A 20008-nucleotide genomic window follows, 5' to 3' on the forward strand; every position below is an offset into this window, starting at 1 on the left:
TCACTTGACATGCGCGCGCATCAAGCGCGTGCCGCCGCCCAGCCGCAGGCTGTCGTTGCGGTCGGCGAGATAGCGTTGGCGCAGCTGGTCGGCGCCGTGGTCGGAGACGTCGCCGAAACCCAGCGCGCGCAGCTCGCAGGCCAGCACCTCGGGCGCGAAGTAGGAAATCCAGGGCTCGCCCTCGGCCTCGTACTTCTGCGCGAAGTAGGCCATGCCCATGCGCTCCATCGGGTTGAGCAGCTCCGGCACCACGCCGTAGTCGAACACGATGCCGCTGCCCGACGGCAGGCCGGCGACGAAGGCCAGCGTGTCGAAGACGGCGTCGCTGGTCAGGTACAGCGTCACACCCAGCCAGGAGAAGAACACCGGCTGGTCCAGGCGGCAGCCTGCCGCCGTCAGGGCATCGGCCAGGTCGTCGCGTTCGAAATCGACCGGCACGTAGGCCAACGATGGCGACGGCGGCGCCGCGATGTGGGCCTGCTCCAGCAAGCCGCGCTTCCAGCGCTGGGTGGCGGGATGATCGACCTCGAACACGCGCAGGTCGGCCACCGGATTGCGGTAGGCGTAGGTGTCGAGGCCCGCCCCCAGCACCACGTACTGGCGCACGCCGTGGCGCAGCGCCTGCGCCAGCTCGTCCTCGGCGAAGCGGCTGCGCACGGCCATCGCGGCGCGCAGCACGCGCACCACGCCGGTGTCGAATTTTTGCGGCGCGGCGCGCACCACGGCCTCGTTCTCGGGACCGAGGATGGACAAGGCCAGCGGATCGTCGAACACCAGCGGCGTGTCGATCAACTGGTGGGCGGCGCGCAGCATGGCCACCGCCAAGGCGCTGCGGCTGGCTACGCCCTGCTGCAACAAACCCTTGCCGCCGCTGGCCTGCTTCATGGGTAGCTGCCCGGCAGCAGGATGTTTTTATCGACCTTGGTGACGTCGCGCAGGCCGCAGAAGGCCATCGTCAGATCGAGCTCGTTGCGGATGATGTCCAGGCATTTGCTCACGCCCTGCTCGCCCATCGCGCCCAGGCCGTACAGGAAGGGACGGCCGATGTAGACGCCCTTGGCGCCCAGCGCCAGCGCCTTGATCACGTCCTGGCCGGAACGCACGCCGCCGTCCATGTGGATCTCGATCCGCTGGCCGACCGCGTCGACGATGGCCGGCAGCGCGCCGATCGACGACTGCGCACCATCCAGTTGCCGGCCGCCGTGGTTGGAGACGATCAGCGCATCGGCGCCGCTCTCCACCGCCAGCCGCGCGTCTTCCGCGTCCATGATGCCCTTGATGATCAACTTGCCGCCCCAGCGCTGCTTGATCCACTCGACATCCTTCCACGACAGGCTCAGGTCGAACTGCTGGCTGGTCCACGCCGACAGCGACGACATGTCCGACACCGACGACGCATGGCCGACGATGTTGCCGAAGTTGCGGCGTTTGGTGCCCAGCATGCCCACCACCCAGCGCGGCTTGGTGGCCATGTCGAACATATTGGCGATGGTCAGCTTGGGCGGCGCCGACAGGCCGTTGCGCAAGTCCTTGTGGCGCTGGCCCAGCACCTGCAGGTCCAGCGTCAGCACCAGCGCCGAGCAGCGCGCGGCCTTGGCGCGGTCGATCAGGCGGTTGATGAATTCGCGGTCCTTCATCACGTACAGCTGGAACCAGAACGGCTTGCTGGTGTTGGCGGCGATGTCTTCGATCGAGCAGATGCTCATGGTCGACAAGGTGAACGGCACGCCGAATTTTTCCGCGGCCTTGGCGGCGAGGATCTCGCCATCGGCGTGCTGCATGCCGGTCAGGCCGGTCGGCGCCAGCGCCACCGGCATCGCCACCTCCTGGCCGACCATGGTGCTTTTCAGCGTGCGGTTTTCCAGGTTGACGGCCACGCGCTGGCGGAACTTGATGGCCTGGAAATCGTCGACGTTGGCGCGATAGGTCGATTCGGTCCACGAGCCGGCATCAGCATAATCGTAGAACATGCGCGGCACGCGCTTCTTGGCCAAGACACGCAGGTCTTCAACAGTAGTGATGATGGTCATGCACGCTCCTCGGGGACGATGATCGGACTATCATCGCACGGGGCCCGTGTATCATGGAAGTACTATCAAATAAGGAATTTTTTTGAAATCCAAAACCAACGTCCTCGTCACGCTGGCCGCGGCCGCTTTGCTCGGGGTGTTCGGCTATCGCAGCCTGGCCCGGCAGGTGCAGCCGATCGCGGCCAGCGCCGCGACCTGCACACCGGACTACATCCGCGGCGTCGGTGACGCGATGCAGCGTTCCATCCTGGCCGCCCAATGCGATAAAGCGGCGCGCAAATAAGAAAAAAGGCCTGAAGATCACTCTTCAGGCCTTTCGTCTTACGAATTTTGGTGCGGCTGGCAGGAATTGAACCCACGACCCCTTGGTTCGTAGCCAAGTACTCTATCCAGCTGAGCTACAGCCGCGAAAGACAATATTATAGCAGGGGAAACTCAAATCAAGAAGCCTTGACCAGGGATTTTTTACACCGTATTTTCAGCGTCGCGCGCCAAAGAAAAAAGGCCTGAAGATTACTCTTCAGGCCTTTCATCTTACGAATTTTGGTGCGGCTGGCAGGAATTGAACCCACGACCCCTTGGTTCGTAGCCAAGTACTCTATCCAGCTGAGCTACAGCCGCGAAAAACAAGATTATAACAGCGTTTTCCTGTTTGGCGAAGAATTCCTTGAAGAAATTTTGCAATCAGTTTCAAGGTCTTACACTAATAGCAAAAGGGCCCGAAGATTGCTCTTCAGGCCCTTTCACTTACGAATTTTGGTGCGGCTGGCAGGAATTGAACCCACGACCCCTTGGTTCGTAGCCAAGTACTCTATCCAGCTGAGCTACAGCCGCTTAAGCTACATTATAAAGCATTAATTTCGTTTTGCAAAGTTCGATATTTTCTATCGTTTAGTTTGGTCAAGTGTACGAAACACCGAATCAAGCACTCTGCAAACTGCCTTACTGTATCTCTTTCAACCGGCATGCCGTTCGAAAGAAGCAGCATTATAGGGACACTCCCCCGGCTTGTCCAGCACTCTCTGTCAGGTGCCGAATTCGGCCGCCGCCTTGGCCGACCACAACGCTTCATTGTAGGACGCGTAGGGCACGCCGTAGCAATCGACGTGGCCGCCCTCGCCGACAAACTTGATCCACCAGCCGGCGGCGTCGGCCACGATGGCGATGTCGCCCTGCCGGCACTGGTCCGCTATCTGTTCGTTTTGTTCAAGAACAACAATGTTAATCTTCCTGTGCTTCACCACAGTCGCCATGGCGCCTCCAAATGCGGCACTGCGCCGCGTCACCTGTCAGTGTATATGCAGCGCGACAGAATGCGGGAAAAAACATGGTCATTCCGCTCACAAACCAAGGTTCCTCAAGGCGTGCGAGTGGCTTCATTCATGCCAGTGATCTCGCTCATCATCAGAAAAAATTTGCTTTCGTTTGCGCATTGCAGCATCATTGACCTGTCTCCTCTATTCTCCTCCAAGGAAATAGATTTAGCCCGCTCCTGTAGCGGGCTTTTTTTTTAGTGTACGATGCGGTCAGCTTTGCCTTCCAAGACAAATACAGACAGGTTGCCCCAGCATGACACCACCCACCGCCGTCGCGCCGCCCTCCCCTGACTGGTCGCGCACCGCCCTAGGCGATCCGGCCGGCTGGCCGCTGCCGTTGCGGCTGACGGTGGACATCCTGCTCAATTCCCCCACAGCCATGCTGCTGATGTGGGGCCACGAACAAATCATGGTGTACAACGACGCCTACGCGGCGCTGATCGGCTTGTCGAGCCTGCGTGCGCCCGGCGGCGGCGTGCCGTCAATCCAGCCGGCCCCGTGGAGCTGGAACAGCGCCGCGATCCGCCAGGCCTGGGCCGGCGACAGCGCCAGTTATCGCGGCGTCAGCCTGCCGGCGTGGCGCAACAACGGCGCCGCCCAGTTGCCGCTGGACCTTTACTACACCCCGGTGCGCACCGAGGCCGGCCCGGTGGCCGGCGTGCTGTGCGCGCTGGCGCCAGCCCAGGCCGTGCCGCCGGCCGATGCCGCGCGGCCGCTGCACATCCTGGTGGTCGAGGACAACGCCGACGCCCGCTACCTGGTCTGCGAAACCCTGCGCGCGCTCGGCCATGAGGTGCAGGCCGCCGCCACCGGCGAGGACGCCCTGCCCGAACTGGCGCGGCTGGCCTTCGACGTCCTGTTCACCGACGTCAGCCTGCCCGGCATGTCCGGCGTCGAGCTGGCGCGGCGGGCGCTCAAGCAGGCGCCCACGCTGCAACTGCTGTTCGCCTCCGGCTATGGCGACGAGCTGACCCGCCATCTGGAATTCCCCGCCCAGTCCCTGCAAAAGCCCTACGACATCGAACAGCTGCAAGCCGCGCTGGACCAGGTCGCCCAGCGCATGGCCGCCCGCCCGGGCTGAGCCGTTGCCAACCGTGCGGAGCCACGCCCGGAGATGGAGCTACAATGAAGTCACCATAAACGTCGAGCGTTAGCATGGCGAGCCGGCGGCCACTGCCCGGCGGCAGCCAGTACCGCGGCAGCCCGAAGCCCCACATGAATCTTCCTAACGAGCCCACCGACGCCGTAACGTCCCAGCCCCCGACGCACGACGCCGCGCTCCCTGAAACCGCCAACATCCAGCAGGATCTGCTGGATGCCCGTGAGGCGCTGCGCCAAAGCCAGCTGGAGCTGCGCGCGCTGGCCAATTCCATGCCGCAGCTGGCCTGGATTGCCGAGCAGGACGGCACCAGGATCTGGTACAACCAGCCCTGGTACGCCTACACCGGCACCACCCCCGAACAGATGAGCGGCGACGGCTGGCGCCAGGTCTACGCGCCGGACTGCATCGGCCCCATGCTGGAGCGCTGGGAGCACTCGCGCGCCACCGGCCTGCCGTACGAGCTGGAAGTGCCGATCCGCAGCGCCAGCGGCGAGTTCCGCTGGTTCCTGACGCGCGCCAACCCGGTGCACGACGCCGCCGGCCGCGTGCTGCGCTGGTTCGGCACCAGCACCGACGTCGACCAGGTCAAGCGGGTGCAGGAAGCCCTGCGCGACGAGACCGCCGTGCTGGAGCTGGTCAACCGCACCGGCAACGCGCTGGCCTCGACCCGCGACCTGCATCCACTGCTGCAGGAGGTGACCGACGCCGCCACCCGCATCAGCGGCGCCCGTTTCGGCGCCTTCTTCTATCGCGGCATCGACAGCCATGGCCGCCCGCGCGAACTGCACATGCTGTCAAGCGGCACCCCGGCCAGCTACGCCAACTTCGGCCGCCCGCGCGACGGCACCCTGTCCAGCGCCGAGCTGTGCACCCAGGGCACGGTGCGCAGCGACGACTGGCCGGCCGACGCCCGCTACGGCCGCGACTCGCCCTGCCACCGGCTGCCGGCCGGCCAGCCGCCGGTGCGCAGCTACCTGGCGGTGCCGGTGGCCCTGCGTTCGGGCACGGTGATCGGCTGCCTGTTCTTCGGCCACCCGGAGCCGGCCATGTTCAGCGAGCGCACCGAGCGCATCATCGGCGGCATCGCCGCCCAGGCCGCCGTCGCGATCGACAACGCGCGCCTGTACGACGCCTCGCGGCAGGCGGCCGAGGAGCGCAAGATCCTGCTCGACAGCGAACGCCAGGCGCGCGCCGACGCCGAACGCACCAGCCAGATGAAGGATGAGTTCCTGGCCACGCTGTCGCACGAGCTGCGCACGCCGCTGACGGCCATCCTGGGCTGGGCCCAGGTGCTGCGGCGCGGCAGCCGCGACCAGGCCGACCTGCACCGCGGCCTGCAGACCATCGAGCGCAACGCCCGCGCCCAGGCCCAGCTGATCGAGGACTTGCTGGACATGAGCAGCATCGCCTCCGGCAAGGTGCGGCTGGAAATGCTGTCGCTGGCGCCGGCCGCCATCGTCGCCGCCGCCATCGACACGGTGCGCCCGGCCGCCGAGGCCAAGCAGATCCGCATCGACAGGGATTTCGAGGCCGCGCCCGGCATGGTGGCCGGCGACGCCAACCGCCTGCAGCAGATCGTCTGGAACCTGCTGACCAACGCCCTCAAGTTCACCCCGCCCGGCGGCCGCATCCAGGTGGGCATCCACCGCGAGGGCGACCAGATCGCCGTCACCGTGCGCGACAACGGCATCGGCATCGCGCCCTCCTTCCTCGACCATGTGTTCGAGCGCTTCCGCCAGGCCGACGCCACCACCACCCGCCGCCACGGCGGGCTGGGGCTGGGGCTGGCCATCGTCAAGCACCTGGTGGAGCAGCATGGCGGCACGGTCAGCGCCGCCAGCGACGGCGAAGGCCTGGGCGCCTGCTTCACCGTGCGCCTGCCGCGCCGCCACGGCGGCGCCGCCCCGCCCAGCGGCGGCCTCGACGGCAGCCGCCGCGGCGCCGCGCACGACCTGTCCGGCCTGCAGGTGCTGGTGGTGGACGACGAGGAGGATGCCCGCGAACTGATCAAGCGCATCCTCAACGATTGCAATGCCGACGTGCTGACCGCCGCCACCGCCACGGAGGCGCTGAAGCTGCTGCAACACGCGCGGCCGGACCTGATGCTCAGCGACCTCGGCATGCCGGAGGTGGACGGCTACGGCTTGCTGGACCGGATCCGGGCGCTGGGGCCGGCGCGCGGCGGCGACTTGCCGGCCATCGCGCTGACCGCTTTTGCGCGCTCCGAGGACCGCATCAAGGCGCTGTCGAGCGGCTTCATGGCGCATATCTCCAAGCCGGTCGAGCCCAATGAACTGATCGCCAAGGTGGCGGCCATGGGGGCGGCTCCACGCCACGCCTGAGCGGCGATGTCCGGCATTCAACAACCGTGGCAATTATTTCCATATAGAAATAAATGTGTTCCTACTTGCAGACGCGGCAATGTCCTACAAGCAATCAGCAGTTTGCTTGATAGACTACAAAAATCCCAAAAAGCGGGTACAATTAGTTTCCATGTGGAAATACAGCGTGCATGTGTGCGCCGCAGCACGGACGCATGCGCTAAGATCGTGGGACGATAATTTTTCCGGCCGGAATGGCCAACTTGAGACAGACAGAGACCATTATGCCGAGCCGAGACGAGATCCTGAACGCCAAGATACTGGTGGTGGATGACAGCGCCGACAACGTCGAACTGATGTTGGAGATCCTGCGCGAAGCCGGCTACACCGATGTCGCCTCCACCATGCTGCCGGAACAGGTTTGCCCGCTGCACCGCCAGCACTGCTACGATCTGATCCTGCTGGACCTGCAGATGCCGGGCCTGAACGGCTTCCAGGTCATGAAGGGCCTGAAGGAAATCGAGCAAGGCGGCTACCTGCCGGTGCTGGCGCTGACCGCCCAGCCCAGCTTCAAGATCGCCGCGCTGGAAGCGGGCGCGCGCGACTTCATCAGCAAGCCGTTCGACCTGCTGGAAGTGCACAAGCGCATCCACAACATGCTGGAAGTGCGGCTGCTGTACAAGGAGCTGGCCCAGTACAGCCGCCAGCAGCAGGAGCTGGCGCTGCACGATCCGCTGACCGGCCTGCCCAACCGCCGCCTGCTGGAAGACCGCATCGCCACCGTGCTGCAGCACGCCACGCGCCAGCAGAACAAGGCGGCCGTGATGTACCTGGACCTGGACGGCTTCAAGGCCATCAACGACACCCACGGCCACGCCGCCGGCGACGAGATCCTCAAGATGGTAGCGCAGCGGCTGGTCGGCTGCGCCCGCAAGGAAGACACCGTGGCCCGCGTCGGCGGCGACGAGTTCGTCATCGTCATGGGCAATATCGCGCAGCTGGGCGATACCCAGGAGCCGGCCAGCAAGCTGATCGAGGCGGTCTCCGAACCGTATATCGTCAACGGCCTGACCCTGCGACTGTCGACCAGCATCGGCATCGGCATCTATCCCGACGACGCCGACCAGGTGGCGTCGGTGATCGCGGCGGCCGACAGCGCGCTGTACGAAGCCAAGCGCTCCGGCAAGAACCGCTGCTGCACCGCGCAGACTATGCAACGGCCGCCCCAGCACCACATGATGTCGCCGGCCCCGGCCTGAGCGGCCGCGGCCGGCCGTTCGGCCGCCCCTACGCCGGGTGTCCGGCCTCCTCCATCTTGCCGGCGTGCTGGTGATCGTCACGCGCGTCGACCTTTTCCGGCGCCACCTCGATGCGGGTGACGCCGGCGTCGACCGACACCGGATCGCTGGCCGGGAAGGTCATTTCCAGGCCATCGTCCAGCAGGGTTTCCTTGGCCTGCTCCTGCGGCGTGGCCTGCTCGTGCGCGGCCAGCGTGGTGATCGCGGCGGCCCATTTGACAAACTCCAGTTCGGCCAGCTCGCGCACCGTGTGCACGTTGAAGGCCTGCGCCAGCGCCTTGGCGTCCTTGCCGCTCAGGCCGCGCAGCGCGCTGGTGGGGGCGTCGGCCAGCGCGCGGAAGCTCAGGCCCAGGTACTCTTTATCCACGATAGTGTCGATATTCATGATGCATCCTTTCGGTTGAAGGTACGCCCCCACTGTCGCAGCGCGGGTGGGCGGAGTCTGTACGGAATCGAACACAGTGACCAGCAGGTCTGTTGTCGCGTTCGATTGACGGGGCGTTTTTGACATTCATATAGGCAATTGATATGATGGTTTGGCGTACATTTCTTGCTTCTCTGGCAGCTTCAAGGCCGCGAAGATTTCGCAGTTTTCAGCAGTGTGCAGAGACCCCGTGCCTAAAACCGAAAAACCCAAAATCCTGGTTGTCAACGACGATGCCAACAGCCTGTTCGCGTTGACCAGCCTGCTCACCCAGTGGGCCGAACAGGAATCTTATGAGGTGCTGGCGGCGCGTTCGGGCCAGGAGGCGCTGCGCCAGGTGCTCATGCACGACTTCGCCGTGATCCTGCTCGACGTGAACATGCCCGGCATGGACGGCTTTGAAACGGCCGAGGCGATCCACCAGCGCGCCCGTTCGGCCGACATTCCCATCATCTTCATCACCGCCTTCCTCGCCGACGAGCTCGACCGTTTGAAGGCCTACCAGCGCGGTGCGGTCGACTTCCTGTTCACGCCGGTGATCCCGCAAATCCTGTACGCCAAGGTGGCGGTGTTTGTTGCGCTCGCCACCAAGAACGAAGAGTTGAAAAAGCAGGCGCGCAAGCTGAGCCAGCGCACCACCGAGCTGACCGCCACCAACGAGCGCCTGACGCGCGAGATCGAGGAGCGGCAGTCGGCGGAACGGCAAAACCACGCCAAGGACGAGTTCCTCGCCATGCTGGGCCACGAGCTGCGCAATCCGCTGTCGGCCATCAGCAGCGCGGCCTCGCTGATCGGCCTGCCCGGCGTGTCGGCCGAGGGCGTGACGCGCGCCAAGAAGATCATCCAGCGCCAGAGCCAGCACCTGGGCCGCATCGTCGACGACCTGCTGGACCTGTCGCGCGCGATGTCGGGCAAGATCCTGCTCAGCCGCGTGCCGCTGGACCTGGCCGCGCTCGTGTCGGCCTCGCTGGAAACCTACCGCGCCACCGGCCGCAGCGCCGACTACCAGCTGGTCCATGACCTCGACCAGGGCTGGGTCGACGGCGACCCCACCCGGCTTGAGCAAATCACCAGCAACCTGATCGACAACGCCCTCAAGTACACGCCGGCCGGCGGCCGCATCGAGGTGCGCACCTGGACCGAGAACGACGACGTCGTGCTCAGCGTGCGCGACACCGGCGTCGGCATCGCCGCCGACCTGCTGCCGCATGTGTTCGACGTGTTCGTGCAGGGCGCCAGCACGCTGGACCGCTCGCAGGGCGGCCTGGGCATCGGCCTGTCGCTGGTGCGCCGGCTGGCCGACCTGCACGGCGGCAGCATCGCCGCCGAAAGCAAGGGCCCGGGCGGCGGCAGCACCTTCACGCTGCGCCTGCCGCGCATCGAGCACCAGCAGGCGCCGGCGCCGCTGCCTGTCGAGTCCATCGGCAAGCACGGCATGCCCAGCGTGCTGCTGATCGAGGACAACGACGACGGCCGCGAGATGATGACCATGATGCTCGGCTGTTACGGCTACGAAGTGCACGCGGCGGCCGACGGCCACGAAGGCGTGGCGGCCGCCGTGCGCCATCAGCCGGACGTGGCGCTGATCGACATCGGCCTGCCCGGCATCGACGGCTACGAGGTGGCGCGCCGCCTGCGCGCCGACCCCGCCACGCGCGACATCCGCCTGATCGCGCTGACCGGCTACGGCCTGGCCGAAGACCTGCGGCGCGTGCTGGACGCCGGTTTCGACCGCCATCTGGTCAAGCCGGTGGACATCGACCAGTTGGCCGACGTCATCGGCGGCGGCGTCCCGCTCGCCGTCAAACAGTGAGCATTTGCCAGAGTGCGCCACGACTTGCAAAGCTCGGGTATGATCGCCCCACAAAGTACGTACTAACAGAGAAAACCATGTCCGTCCCGGCACCACAACACCAGCAAGCAGCGCACGGCCAGCAAGACGCCCTGCGCAGCGCCGACCTGAGCGACCTGCTCGGCCACGTCCACACCTGCTGGGACAACGAGCGGCGCTCGCTGTCGCGCCAGCTGCACGACAGCCTCGGCTCGTCGCTGACGGCGCTGACCATGCACCTGGGCCTGCTGATGCAGAAGATGCCGCAGGAGGCAGCGCTGCAAGACCGCGCCGCCCACATGAAGCAGCTGCTGATGCAGATCGTCGAAACCAACCGCCAGATGCAGATCAAGCTGTGGAACGACAAGCTGGAATTCCTCGGCGTGCGGGTGGCGCTGGGCGAGGCGGTCGAGCAGTTCGGCCAGCAGCAGCAGCTGACCGCGCGCTGCAGCCTGCCGGAAGAGGAATTGAATTGCCCGCGCAGCCACGGCATCGTGCTGCTGCACACGCTGGAGGAAGCGCTGCGCAACATCGCCGCCCATGCGCGGGCGTCCGAGGTGGACGTCATCATCGACGACAACGAGGACGAAGTGATGTTGACGGTGAAGGACAACGGTGTCGGCCTGAACCGGCCGGTGGCCGCGCTGCTGGGCCAGATCGGCGGCAAGTTCGGCCTGCGCACCGCGCGCGAACGCGCCGCCTACCTGGGCGGCACGCTGACCCTGTCGAACGGCGCCGAGCGCGGCGTCATCCTGACCATGATCCTGCCCAAGCCGGTGGCCGCCTAGGCCGAATATTTCATCCATTGCGCGACGGCCTGCGGCCGCGCGCAAGCTCCCGCCCCCAACACCTCCACGCGCCAGCGCGATGCCCAGGCGCTCGCCAAAACGTCGCTATCTATGTTGACGTACGGCAACTAATTAGCTTAGACTCCGCTTGCAACTCGTTAATGCATCGTACATATTGCATTAATACCATCCCGGTCTTAGCTATTCCCCCTCAAGATAAACATCACTCTGGAGTATGGTTTATGGAAATCCGAAACAAGAATGCCAAGCTGTTTAATCGCACCGCTGTTGCCGCCGCGCTGCTCGCGTTGACCTCTACCGTTCTCCCGGGTTACGGTGCCGCCGCGACGGTGGGCCCTTTCGCGCATCCAGGTGCTCCGCTCACCCTCTCGGATCTCACGACGCTCAAGGCCAACGTCGACCAAGGCCGGGAGCCTTGGAAGTCCGCCTACAAGCTGTTGGCGAACGATGGCAAGGCCAAGCTCACCTACGTCATGGCGGGGCCGTTTGCGACTGTGGGCCGCGCGCCGGACGTCAATCTCTGGCCATGGCGCAATGACATGGTGGCGGTCTGGAATCTCTCGCGGATGTGGTATTTCACGCGCAACGACGACTACGCCAAGAAGGCGCACGACATCCTGATGGCATGGGCCACCACCCAGACCGCGTTCACGGGCGCCGAGTCGATGCTCGATCTGGGCGACTACGCTTACCAGTTCGTCGGCGCCGCGGACATCCTGCGCGGCACATGGGGCGGGTGGACGGACAACGACACCACCGTGGTGAAGAAGTATTTCAACGATGTGCTGATGCCGGCCTCGAACCCCTACGGCGAAAATCAGTTCGGCGCCGCCAACAAGGGCGCGCTGGCCCTCGTCGCGCTCGGCTTGATGGCCATCTTCAACGACGACACCGCAATGCTGGACCAGGTCGTCTACCAGACCCGCACGCTGGCCCACATCGGCCTGCGCAACTCCAACGACCTGGGCATGCTCGGCGACTCGCTGCGCGACCAGGGGCACGCCCACGGGCAGCTCAGGTCGCTGACCATGCTGGCCGAGGCGCTCTGGAAGCAAGGCATCGACGTCTATTCCGATTTTGACAACCGCCTGCTGGCGGCCGGTGAATATTTCGCGCGGGTGAACGAGCTCGTGCCCACGACCGCCCTGCCGTTTGGCACCACCGATGCCTACTACCTCACCGACACGACCAACCGCGGGTGGTCGGGCTGGGGCGGCGGCAACGTGGTGCTCAACCAGATTTATAGCGCCTACGTCCTTCGCAAAGGCATGCAGGCACCCTATATCGCTCAACGGCGCCTGTGGATGCCGGTGGACGGCAACAGCTTCATGTTCCTGAAGGACACCGACACCTCGACCGCTGCGCCGGCGCCGGCGCTCGCCCTTCCCTCCACCGCCTCCCTCACGTCGGGACTGACCAATATCGATATCGGCGGCGCCACCCCGGGCGGAACGTCCAGCTACGCCAACGGTATATGGACCGTGGTGGGCGCGGGCGCCGACAACTGGGGCACCAGCGACAGCAGCCACTTCAGCTACAAGGCGCTCACCGGCGACGGCGCCATCATCGCGAAGGTCGAGGCTATCCAGAACACCAGTCCGTACGCAAAGGCGGGCGTGATGATGCGCACCAGCCTGGCCCAGGGCGCTCCCCGCGCCACCATGGTGGTCACCAACCAGATCAGGGTCGAACAGAACATGCCGAATCTCGCGGTGTACGGCGGCACGAACTACGGGAACAAGGCCCTCGCCATCGCGAACAACGTGCCGTCGTACTGGGTGAAGCTCGAGCGTATCGGCAACATGATCACCGGCTACCTTTCTCCCGATGGCACCAACTGGGCCGCCACCGACGTCGGCCGCATCAACGGCCCGCTGCCCGACACCATCTATGTCGGCCTGACGGTCGTCTCGCACGCCAACGGCACGCTCAACACCTCCACCTTCAGCAATGTCCAGATCACCGGCGGCGACGGTGGCGCGCCGAGCGTCATCCCCGCCGCGCCCGCCGCGCTGTACGCCGAGCCGGGCGATGGCGCCGTGCCGCTGCGCTGGCAGCAGTCCGCCGGCGCCACCAGCTACACGGTCATGCGCTCGACCTCCAGCGGCGGTCCCTACTCGACCATCGCGATGGACATCACGGATGGCAGCTACACGGACCAGTCGGTGACCAACGGCACGACCTACTACTACACCGTCACCGCGACCAGCTCCGCCGGCACCAGCGTTGCGTCTCCCGAGGACAGCGCCACGCCGGCACACCCGCTGGTCAACGTCGCCACCGGCGGCGCCGCCAACGACAGCAGGAACAACCCGGCCAACGCCGGATACGCCTTCGACAAAAACTCGGCGACGGAATGGTTCTACACGGGCGTGACGGGGTGGCTGCAGTATGACCTCGGCCACACGGAGATCGTCCAGCGCTACACGCTCATCAGCTCCACCGACCTGGTCCCGCGCGATCCGAAGGACTGGCAGTTCCAGGGCTCCAACGACGGCCTGGCCTGGACCACGCTCGACACGCAAAGCGGTCAGGCCTTCAGCGGCCGCAACCAGCTGAAGGACTACACGATCGCGAGTCCGGCCGCCTATCGCTACTACCGGCTCAACATCACGGCCAATAACGGCGACACCACCTTTACGGATCTCGCCGAATTGGGATTGTTCGCCGCCAAGCCGTAACAAGCCGGGCTAGTGCAGCTTGACCAGTGGCGTGCTTCGCTTGATCAGGAAGCGCGCCAGCGCCAGCAAGGCGGTGCGCACCGTGCCGAGCACGGCACGGTGATGCATCAGGTGCAGGCTGACATACATCAGCCGCGCCACCAGGCCGTCGACAAACCAGCTCAATCCCTTGAGCGATCCCATCAGGCTGCCCACCGTCGTGGTCTGGCCGAACGACACCAGCGAACCATAGTCGCGGTAGACGTACGGCCGCGCCGGCGCCGGCTTGCCCTGGTGCAGGCGCATGAAGGTGTCCGCCAGATAGCTGGCTTGCTGATGGGCGGCCTGCGCGCGCGGCGGCACCAGCTTGCCGTCCGGCCCGTTGCAGGCGGCGCAATCGCCCAGCGCGTAGATGCCGGGATGGCCGCGCACCTGCAGATGATCGTCAACGTCGAGCTGGCCCGACTTCACGGTCGGCAGGCCCAGCTGCGTCAGCCATTCCGGCGCCTTGATGCCGGCCGCCCACACCACCAGCTGCGCCGGGTAGACGGTGTCACCGGCCGTCACCGCGTCGGCGGCAATGGCGGTTACGCGCGTGCCGGTCACCACGGTCACGGCGCGCTCGTGCAACAGCGTCAGCGCGGCCGAGGCCACCTTGTCCGGCAGCGGCGCCAGGATGCGCGGCGCGCCTTCCAGCAGCGTGATGCGCACGTCGCGCTCGGCGCGCAGTTGAGGAAAATCGTACACCGTGTAGACACCGCTGGCCTCGCGCAGCTCGGCCGCCAGCTCGACGCCGGTGGCGCCGCCGCCGATGATGACGATGTCGACGCCGGCCTCGGGATGCGTGCTTTTCCGCCGCCCGGCCTGGGTCAGCAGCTTGAGCAGCGTCAGGCGGAAGCGCTCGGCGTCTTCGGTGGCATTCAGGGAGATGGTGTGCTCGGCCGCGCCGGGCACGCCGAAATAATTGGAGACGCTGCCGACCGCCAGCACCAGCGCGTCGTAGCCGACGCGGCGCTCCGGCAGCAGCTGTTCGCGCTGGCCGTTGTCGTTGCTGTAGATGGGGCCGACCGTCAGCTGATGATCTGCTGCGGCCAGCGCCTGCATCGGCCCGTACACGAAGGTGAAGCCGTTGTCATGCGCCAGCATCTGGTAGGACAGGCCTTCCTGATGCACGTCCAGCGTGCCGGCCGCCACTTCGTGCAGCGACGGCTTCCAGATGTGGAACTGCCGGCTGTCGACCAGTGCGACGGCCTGCGGCCCCAGCTTGCGGCCAAGTTTGCAGGCGAGCTCCAGCCCGCCTGCCCCGCCGCCTACAATCACGATTTTGCTGTGCAAACCTGACTCCTGTGGGCGGCGGCCTGCGCCGCGTGATTAGTCCTTGCCGTGGCCGTTGCCGTGACCGTTGCCATGGCCCCGACCGTGGTCGTGGTCGTCGTCGCGACGGTCATCGCGGCGGTCATCGCGGCGATCGTCACGGTCGTCGCGGCGGCCTTCGCCATGACGCTCGCGATAGCGCGGCGCGTACTGGTTCTGGTACCAGCCATCATCGACAAAATACACGCGCTGGCCGCAGGCGCGATACTCGGCGCAATGCTTGTCCCAGTGCTTGGCGTGGCCCGGCGGCACACGCAGGTAGATCGGCGCGGTCTCGACGTAGCGCACCGGACGCTGGACGATCACCGGCTCGCGGTAGATCACCTGCGGCTGCGGGAAATCGCCGATATCGATGCGGCCGTAAAAGCCCGGCTGGCCGATGTTGATGGATACGCCGACATCGCTGGCGAAGGCTGCGGAGGACACCGCCAACAGGCTGGCGGCAAGGATCTTGGCTTTCATGATGGCCTTCTTTTCTTGTAATCGTGGCTGAGCGAACTTGCTCAATTGAAATAATAACAGAGCCATGCCTGACTATCCGTACGCTAGCGTACACAAAAGGCCATAATGGCTCACCAAAGTTGCGCCAGCGGCAACACCACGCCGCTGAAGAAAGCCCAATCCGGCGAGGCACGGTTCAGGCCGTGGGCCGCGCCGAAGTCCATGGTCAACCGCTTGCTGGGGCTGTAGCTGAACGCCACCAGCACCTGCGCGGTGCTGGCCGCGCCGCTGCGGCGGGTGCCGGACCATTCGCCGGTGGCGCCCCAGCGCTCGTTGATCGGGGTCGAGAACGAGGCCGACAAGCCGGTCTGCACCCGGCCGGTGCCGGCGTCATAGGCGCCCAGGCGGGTGGCGTTGAGGTTGGCGTCCATGTGGACGCTGCCCATGTCCTGGCTGTAGATGCCGTTCAGGCTGTAGTCGGCGCGGCCGCTGCCGATGCTGTCCTTGGCGGTGGGCGCCTTGGCGCCCAGCTCCAGGCCCAGCGCGCTGGCCTCGCTCAGCACGAAGGCGCGCTTCAGCACGAACTGCGTGTCGCCGATGCCGCGTGCGCGGCCGCCGTCACCGTCCGGCGTCGACACCAAGCCTTCGCCGACCAGCACCACACCCCACTGCTCGTTAAAGCCCAGCTTGAGCGCGTACGGCAGGCTGTTGCGGCGGCCGTCGTCGGATTTGCTGCTCAAACCGCCCAGTTCCAGCTCCAGCTGACCGGCCGCCGGCAACTGCGCCGGACTGGAAACGGAGGGGCGGTAAGGCGTGATCGGCGGGCCATCATCGGCCAGGCAAAACAGCGGCAACAGGCAGAGCGCGGCGGCAAGCGGAGTTTTCATAGCGTTTCCTTGATAAGCGATACCACCAGCGTAGCACGTAGCTTGCCGAAGAGAAAACACCCATGCTAGAATAATCGTTCGAGTCCTAACTATTAGCAGGTAAATGGTATGTCTTCTATCGAAGAGCGTTTCTCCGCCGCGCTGCACGGCACCGCCCGCGCCTGGCGTCTGGCCATCGACCGCCGCCTCAAACACCTGGGCATCAGCCAGGCCAGCTGGATGGCGATCGCCTACACCGCCAAGGAAAGCGAACCGCCATCGCAGACCCGGCTGGCAGCGCGCGTCGGCGTCGAAGACCCGACCATGGTCGCCACCATCGACCGCCTGGTCAAAGCCGGCTACATGCTGCGCACGCCGTCCGAGACCGACCGCCGCGTCAAGCTGGTCAGCCTGACCGAGCAAGGCAAGGCGATCTACCAGACCGTCTGGACCGAAGCCTCGGCCGTGCGGCTGGAACTGCTGGGCGGCACCGATCCGGCGCTGCTGCGCATCGTCACCGAATTCCTGGAGACGATGCTGACCGATCTCGAAACGCGCCTATGAGCCCGGCCGGAGCCGATATCAACCGCCCCATGATCACCCTGTCGATCATGCTGGCGACCATCATCCAGGCGCTCGACGGCACCATCGCCAACGTCGCGCTGCCGCACATGCAGGGCAGCCTGTCGGCCTCGCAGGACCAGATCACCTGGGTGCTGACCTCCTTCATCGTGGCCGCCGCCATCGCCACGCCGCTGACCGGCTGGCTGTGCGACCGCTACGGCCAGAAGAACATCTTCCTCACCGCGGTGGCCGGCTTCACGGCGGCCTCGGTGCTGTGCGGGCTATCGGGCTCGCTGGCGGAGATCGTCGCCGCGCGCCTGCTGCAGGGCGTGTTCGGCGCGGCGCTGGTGCCGCTGTCGCAAGCCACCCTGCTCGACATCAATCCGCGCGAAAAGCATGGCTCGGCCATGGCCGTGTGGGGCATGGGCGTGATGATCGGCCCCATCCTCGGCCCCACGCTGGGCGGCTGGCTCACCGACAGCTACAACTGGCGCTGGGTATTCTTCATCAACGTGCCGGTGGGCGCGCTGGCGTTCTACGGCATCTGGCGCTACATCCGTCCGGTCCCGGGCGCGCGCAAGATGACGTTCGACGCCTTCGGCTTCGCCACCCTCAGCCTGTCGATCGGCGCGCTGCAAATGCTGCTCGACCGCGGTGAACAGAACGACTGGTTCGCCGCCCGGGAGACGTGGGTGGAAGCGATCGTGCTGGCGTTGAGCTTCGCTTATTTCGCGGCGCACACCGCGCTGCGGCCGGCCGGCAAATCGTTCTTCGACTACCGGCTGCTGAAGAACGCCAACTACGTCAGCGGTCTGCTGTTCATCTTCATCGTCGGCCTGGTGCTATTCGCCACGCGCGCGCTGACGCCGTCGATGCTGCAAAGCCTGATGGGCTACCCGGCCGCCGTCGCCGGCCTGGTGACGGCGCCCAGCGGCATCGGCACCATGATCGCGATGATGGTGGTGGGCCGGCTGGTGGGCAAGTTCGACCTGCGCCTGCTGCTGGGCGTGGGCTTCGCCATCACCGCCTTCTCGCTGTGGCAGATGACGCGCTACACGCTGGTGCTGTCGCGCAGCGATATCGTCTGGCCGGGCGTCATCCAGGGCCTGGGCCTGGGGCTGGTGTTCGTGCCGCTGAGCGCCGCCACCTTCGCCACGCTGTCGCCGGAGATGCGGGCCGAAGGCACGGCCATCTACAGCCTGATACGCAATATCGGCAGCTCGATCGGCATCGCCATGGTGCAGACGCTGCTGGTGCGGAACACGCAGGCCATGCACGCCACGCTGACGGAGAAGATCACCACCGTCAATCCATCGCTGCTGGACAACCTGGCCACGCCGGAAGCGGCGGCCGCCCTGAATGGCGAGATCACCCGCCAAGCCTCGATGATCTCGTACGTGGACGACTTCTGGCTGATGATGATTTTGACGCTGTGCGTGATACCGCTGCTGCTGTTGATACGCCCGCCCGCCAAACAGGCCGCGCCGGCCGTCGACCACGCGGCGATGGAGTGATGATGAAACGATTGGAGCCTCAAGTGAAAAAAACCGCCTTGCTGCTGGCTGCCGCCCTGGCGCTGGCCGGCTGCGCCCACATCACACCGGACCAGCACCCGCTGGCCAGGCGCGACATCGCCAGCGCCGAACTGTCGTCCGACATCAAGCTGTCCAAGGAAGGCTGGCCCGGCGCGCAGTGGTGGACCGCCTACCATGACGAGCAACTGAACGCGCTGATCCAGCAGGCGCTGGCCGCCGGCCCGTCGCTGGAAGTGGCTGCCGCGCAGATCGGCAGCGCGCGCTCGGCGCTGTCGCGCACCGCCGCCGACCTGGGGCTGGACGTCAATGGCTACGCCGGCGCCAACCGCCAACGCTACTCCGGCACCGGCCTGTTCCCGGCGCCGATAGGCGGCGCATGGTTCACGGCCGAGACCTTGCGCCTGGACGCCCGCTACAACTTCGACTGGTGGGGCAGGAACCGCGCGCAGGTCGCCGCCGCCGTCGGCGAATTGAACGCCGGCCGCGCCGAATACGCCGAAGCGGAGCGCGCGCTGGCATCGTCCATCGCACAAAGCTACTTCCGCCTGCAAGGCGCGTGGGCACGCCTGGCCAACACTGAACAGCTGGCGGCCACCCAGACGGCGCTGGTGCAGGACAAGGCCAAACGCATCGCCGGCGGCCTGGCCACCAGCGACGAGCAGCGCGCCGCCGAATCGGAACTGAGCCTGATCCGCAAGCAGCAGGCGCAGCTCAAGGCCGACATCGGCCGCGAACGCGAAGCCCTGCGCGCCCTGATCGGCGCCGACAGCAGCGCGCTGGCCGACCTCAAGCCGCAACCACTGGGCAACGCTGCACACGCCCTGCCCGCCCGCCTCGGCATGGACCTGCTGGCGCGCCGCCCGGATCTGCAGGCCGCGCGCTGGAAGCTGGAAGCCTCGCTCAGCAAGATCGACGCGGCCAAGGCGGCGTTCTATCCGGACGTGAACCTGACCGGCTCCATCGGCCTGGACACGGTCAGGCTGGAGAACCTGCTGCAAGCGGCCAGCCGCACGCTCTACATCGGGCCAACGCTGACGCTGCCGCTGTTCGACAGCCGCCGCCTCGACGCGCAGCTCGACAGCGCCCGCACCGGCCGCAACGAACGCATCGCCGAGTACAACCAGGCGGTGGTCGACGCCGTGCGCGATGTGGCGCAGGACGGCGTGCAATTGCAAGGCATCGAACAGCAGATCGTGCAGCAGGCGGCGGCCACCAGCGCGGCGCGCGCGCAGATGGCGTCGGCGCAGGCACGGCTCGATCGCGGCCTCGCCGGCCGCGCCAGCGTGCTGTCCGCGCAACTGGCGCTGCTCAAGCAGCAGGATGCCGACCTCTATCTGCAGCAAGTGCAGCTGCTGGCCGAAGTGGCCTTGACGAACGCGCTGGGCGGCGGCTACCGCGAAGAAGCGCCCACCGCCACCGCCTCCAAATAAAAACGGG

17 protein-coding genes and 3 tRNA genes are annotated in these 20008 nt (G+C 66.0%); 10 read left to right on the forward strand and 10 right to left on the reverse strand.

Translation table 11 applies throughout. The features are described 5' to 3' along the window. Together ACEN9O_RS27830 and ACEN9O_RS27835 are read right to left on the reverse strand one after the other, a co-directional pair. The gene (locus ACEN9O_RS27830; RefSeq protein ID WP_495615030.1) at positions 1 to 885 is read right to left on the reverse strand and encodes a class I SAM-dependent methyltransferase; all 885 of its coding nucleotides are present in this window, start codon (positions 883 to 885) and stop codon (positions 1 to 3) included. After that, positions 882 to 2030, reverse strand: a complete 1149-nt coding sequence (locus ACEN9O_RS27835) for an alpha-hydroxy acid oxidase (RefSeq protein WP_495615031.1) — start codon at positions 2028 to 2030, stop codon at positions 882 to 884. Before ACEN9O_RS27835 ends, ACEN9O_RS27830 begins: the two co-directional genes overlap by 4 nt. 82 nt (positions 2031 to 2112) lie before the next feature. On the opposite strand from ACEN9O_RS27835, the gene ACEN9O_RS27840 reads away from it, so the two are divergent. Next, positions 2113 to 2313, forward strand: a complete 201-nt coding sequence (locus ACEN9O_RS27840; RefSeq protein ID WP_495615032.1) for an entry exclusion lipoprotein TrbK — start codon at positions 2113 to 2115, stop codon at positions 2311 to 2313. Between the two features lie 48 nt (positions 2314 to 2361). On the opposite strand, the gene ACEN9O_RS27845 is transcribed toward ACEN9O_RS27840, so the two are convergent. From ACEN9O_RS27845 to ACEN9O_RS27860, 4 genes are all read right to left on the reverse strand, one after another. Further along, a tRNA-Arg gene (locus ACEN9O_RS27845) sits at positions 2362 to 2438 on the reverse strand. A gap of 136 nt (positions 2439 to 2574) precedes the next feature. Next, a tRNA-Arg gene (locus ACEN9O_RS27850) sits at positions 2575 to 2651 on the reverse strand. A 136-nt stretch (positions 2652 to 2787) separates the two neighbouring features. After that, positions 2788 to 2864 (reverse strand) — tRNA-Arg (locus ACEN9O_RS27855). Between the two features lie 191 nt (positions 2865 to 3055). Then, entirely contained in the window at positions 3056 to 3283 is a 228-nt protein-coding gene (locus ACEN9O_RS27860; RefSeq protein ID WP_495615033.1) for a hypothetical protein, read from the reverse strand. 316 nt (positions 3284 to 3599) lie between these two features. Between ACEN9O_RS27860 and ACEN9O_RS27865 the strand changes: the two genes are divergently transcribed. The 3 genes from ACEN9O_RS27865 to ACEN9O_RS27875 all read left to right on the forward strand — a co-directional run bounded on the left by ACEN9O_RS27865 (position 3600) and on the right by ACEN9O_RS27875 (position 8028). Then, positions 3600 to 4427, forward strand: coding sequence for a response regulator (locus ACEN9O_RS27865; RefSeq protein WP_495615034.1), 828 nt, complete (start codon positions 3600 to 3602; stop codon positions 4425 to 4427). Between the two features lie 134 nt (positions 4428 to 4561). Further along, positions 4562 to 6790: a hybrid sensor histidine kinase/response regulator gene (locus tag ACEN9O_RS27870; protein WP_495615035.1), complete on the forward strand. Its 2229-nt coding sequence runs from the start codon at positions 4562 to 4564 to the stop codon at positions 6788 to 6790. Between the two features lie 263 nt (positions 6791 to 7053). Beyond that, complete coding sequence (locus ACEN9O_RS27875; protein ID WP_495615036.1) at positions 7054 to 8028, forward strand: diguanylate cyclase domain-containing protein; 975 nt, start codon at positions 7054 to 7056, stop codon at positions 8026 to 8028. A 28-nt stretch (positions 8029 to 8056) separates the two neighbouring features. Here the strand turns inward: ACEN9O_RS27875 and ACEN9O_RS27880 are convergent, their stop codons facing one another. Continuing rightward, positions 8057 to 8452 (reverse strand): hypothetical protein, encoded by a 396-nt coding sequence (locus ACEN9O_RS27880; RefSeq protein ID WP_495615037.1) that lies wholly within the window; start codon positions 8450 to 8452, stop codon positions 8057 to 8059. Between the two features lie 229 nt (positions 8453 to 8681). Between ACEN9O_RS27880 and ACEN9O_RS27885 the strand changes: the two genes are divergently transcribed. The 3 genes from ACEN9O_RS27885 to ACEN9O_RS27895 all read left to right on the forward strand — a co-directional run bounded on the left by ACEN9O_RS27885 (position 8682) and on the right by ACEN9O_RS27895 (position 13812). Next, positions 8682 to 10304: a response regulator gene (locus ACEN9O_RS27885; RefSeq protein WP_495615038.1), complete on the forward strand. Its 1623-nt coding sequence runs from the start codon at positions 8682 to 8684 to the stop codon at positions 10302 to 10304. Positions 10305 to 10381: 77 nt separating this feature from the next. Beyond that, complete coding sequence (locus tag ACEN9O_RS27890; protein ID WP_495615039.1) at positions 10382 to 11110, forward strand: sensor histidine kinase; 729 nt, start codon at positions 10382 to 10384, stop codon at positions 11108 to 11110. Between the two features lie 308 nt (positions 11111 to 11418). Further along, entirely contained in the window at positions 11419 to 13812 is a 2394-nt protein-coding gene (locus tag ACEN9O_RS27895; RefSeq protein ID WP_495615040.1) for a discoidin domain-containing protein, read from the forward strand. A 9-nt stretch (positions 13813 to 13821) separates the two neighbouring features. On the opposite strand, the gene ACEN9O_RS27900 is transcribed toward ACEN9O_RS27895, so the two are convergent. The 3 genes from ACEN9O_RS27900 to ACEN9O_RS27910 form a co-directional block, all read right to left on the reverse strand. Next, positions 13822 to 15126, reverse strand: coding sequence for an NAD(P)/FAD-dependent oxidoreductase (locus tag ACEN9O_RS27900; protein ID WP_495615041.1), 1305 nt, complete (start codon positions 15124 to 15126; stop codon positions 13822 to 13824). Positions 15127 to 15162: 36 nt separating this feature from the next. Continuing rightward, positions 15163 to 15627 (reverse strand): hypothetical protein, encoded by a 465-nt coding sequence (locus ACEN9O_RS27905; protein ID WP_495615042.1) that lies wholly within the window; start codon positions 15625 to 15627, stop codon positions 15163 to 15165. Positions 15628 to 15737: 110 nt separating this feature from the next. Continuing rightward, on the reverse strand, positions 15738 to 16493 hold the full coding sequence (locus tag ACEN9O_RS27910) for a transporter (RefSeq protein ID WP_495615043.1): 756 nt from the start codon (positions 16491 to 16493) through the stop codon (positions 15738 to 15740). Positions 16494 to 16601: 108 nt separating this feature from the next. Here ACEN9O_RS27910 and ACEN9O_RS27915 point away from each other — a divergent pair, with 108 nt between their 5' ends. From ACEN9O_RS27915 to ACEN9O_RS27925, 3 genes are read left to right on the forward strand one after another with little or no spacing between them, the layout of a single operon-like run. Continuing rightward, a complete protein-coding gene (locus ACEN9O_RS27915; protein WP_495615044.1) occupies positions 16602 to 17036 on the forward strand; it encodes a MarR family winged helix-turn-helix transcriptional regulator in 435 nt (144 codons plus the stop codon). Further along, positions 17033 to 18550, forward strand: a complete 1518-nt coding sequence (locus ACEN9O_RS27920) for an MDR family MFS transporter (protein WP_495615045.1) — start codon at positions 17033 to 17035, stop codon at positions 18548 to 18550. Before ACEN9O_RS27915 ends, ACEN9O_RS27920 begins: the two co-directional genes overlap by 4 nt. 23 nt (positions 18551 to 18573) lie before the next feature. Continuing rightward, positions 18574 to 20001 (forward strand): efflux transporter outer membrane subunit, encoded by a 1428-nt coding sequence (locus ACEN9O_RS27925; protein WP_495615046.1) that lies wholly within the window; start codon positions 18574 to 18576, stop codon positions 19999 to 20001. The last annotated feature ends 7 nt before the right edge of the window (positions 20002 to 20008 follow it).

It is taken from the genome of Duganella sp. Dugasp78 (assembly GCF_059491455.1).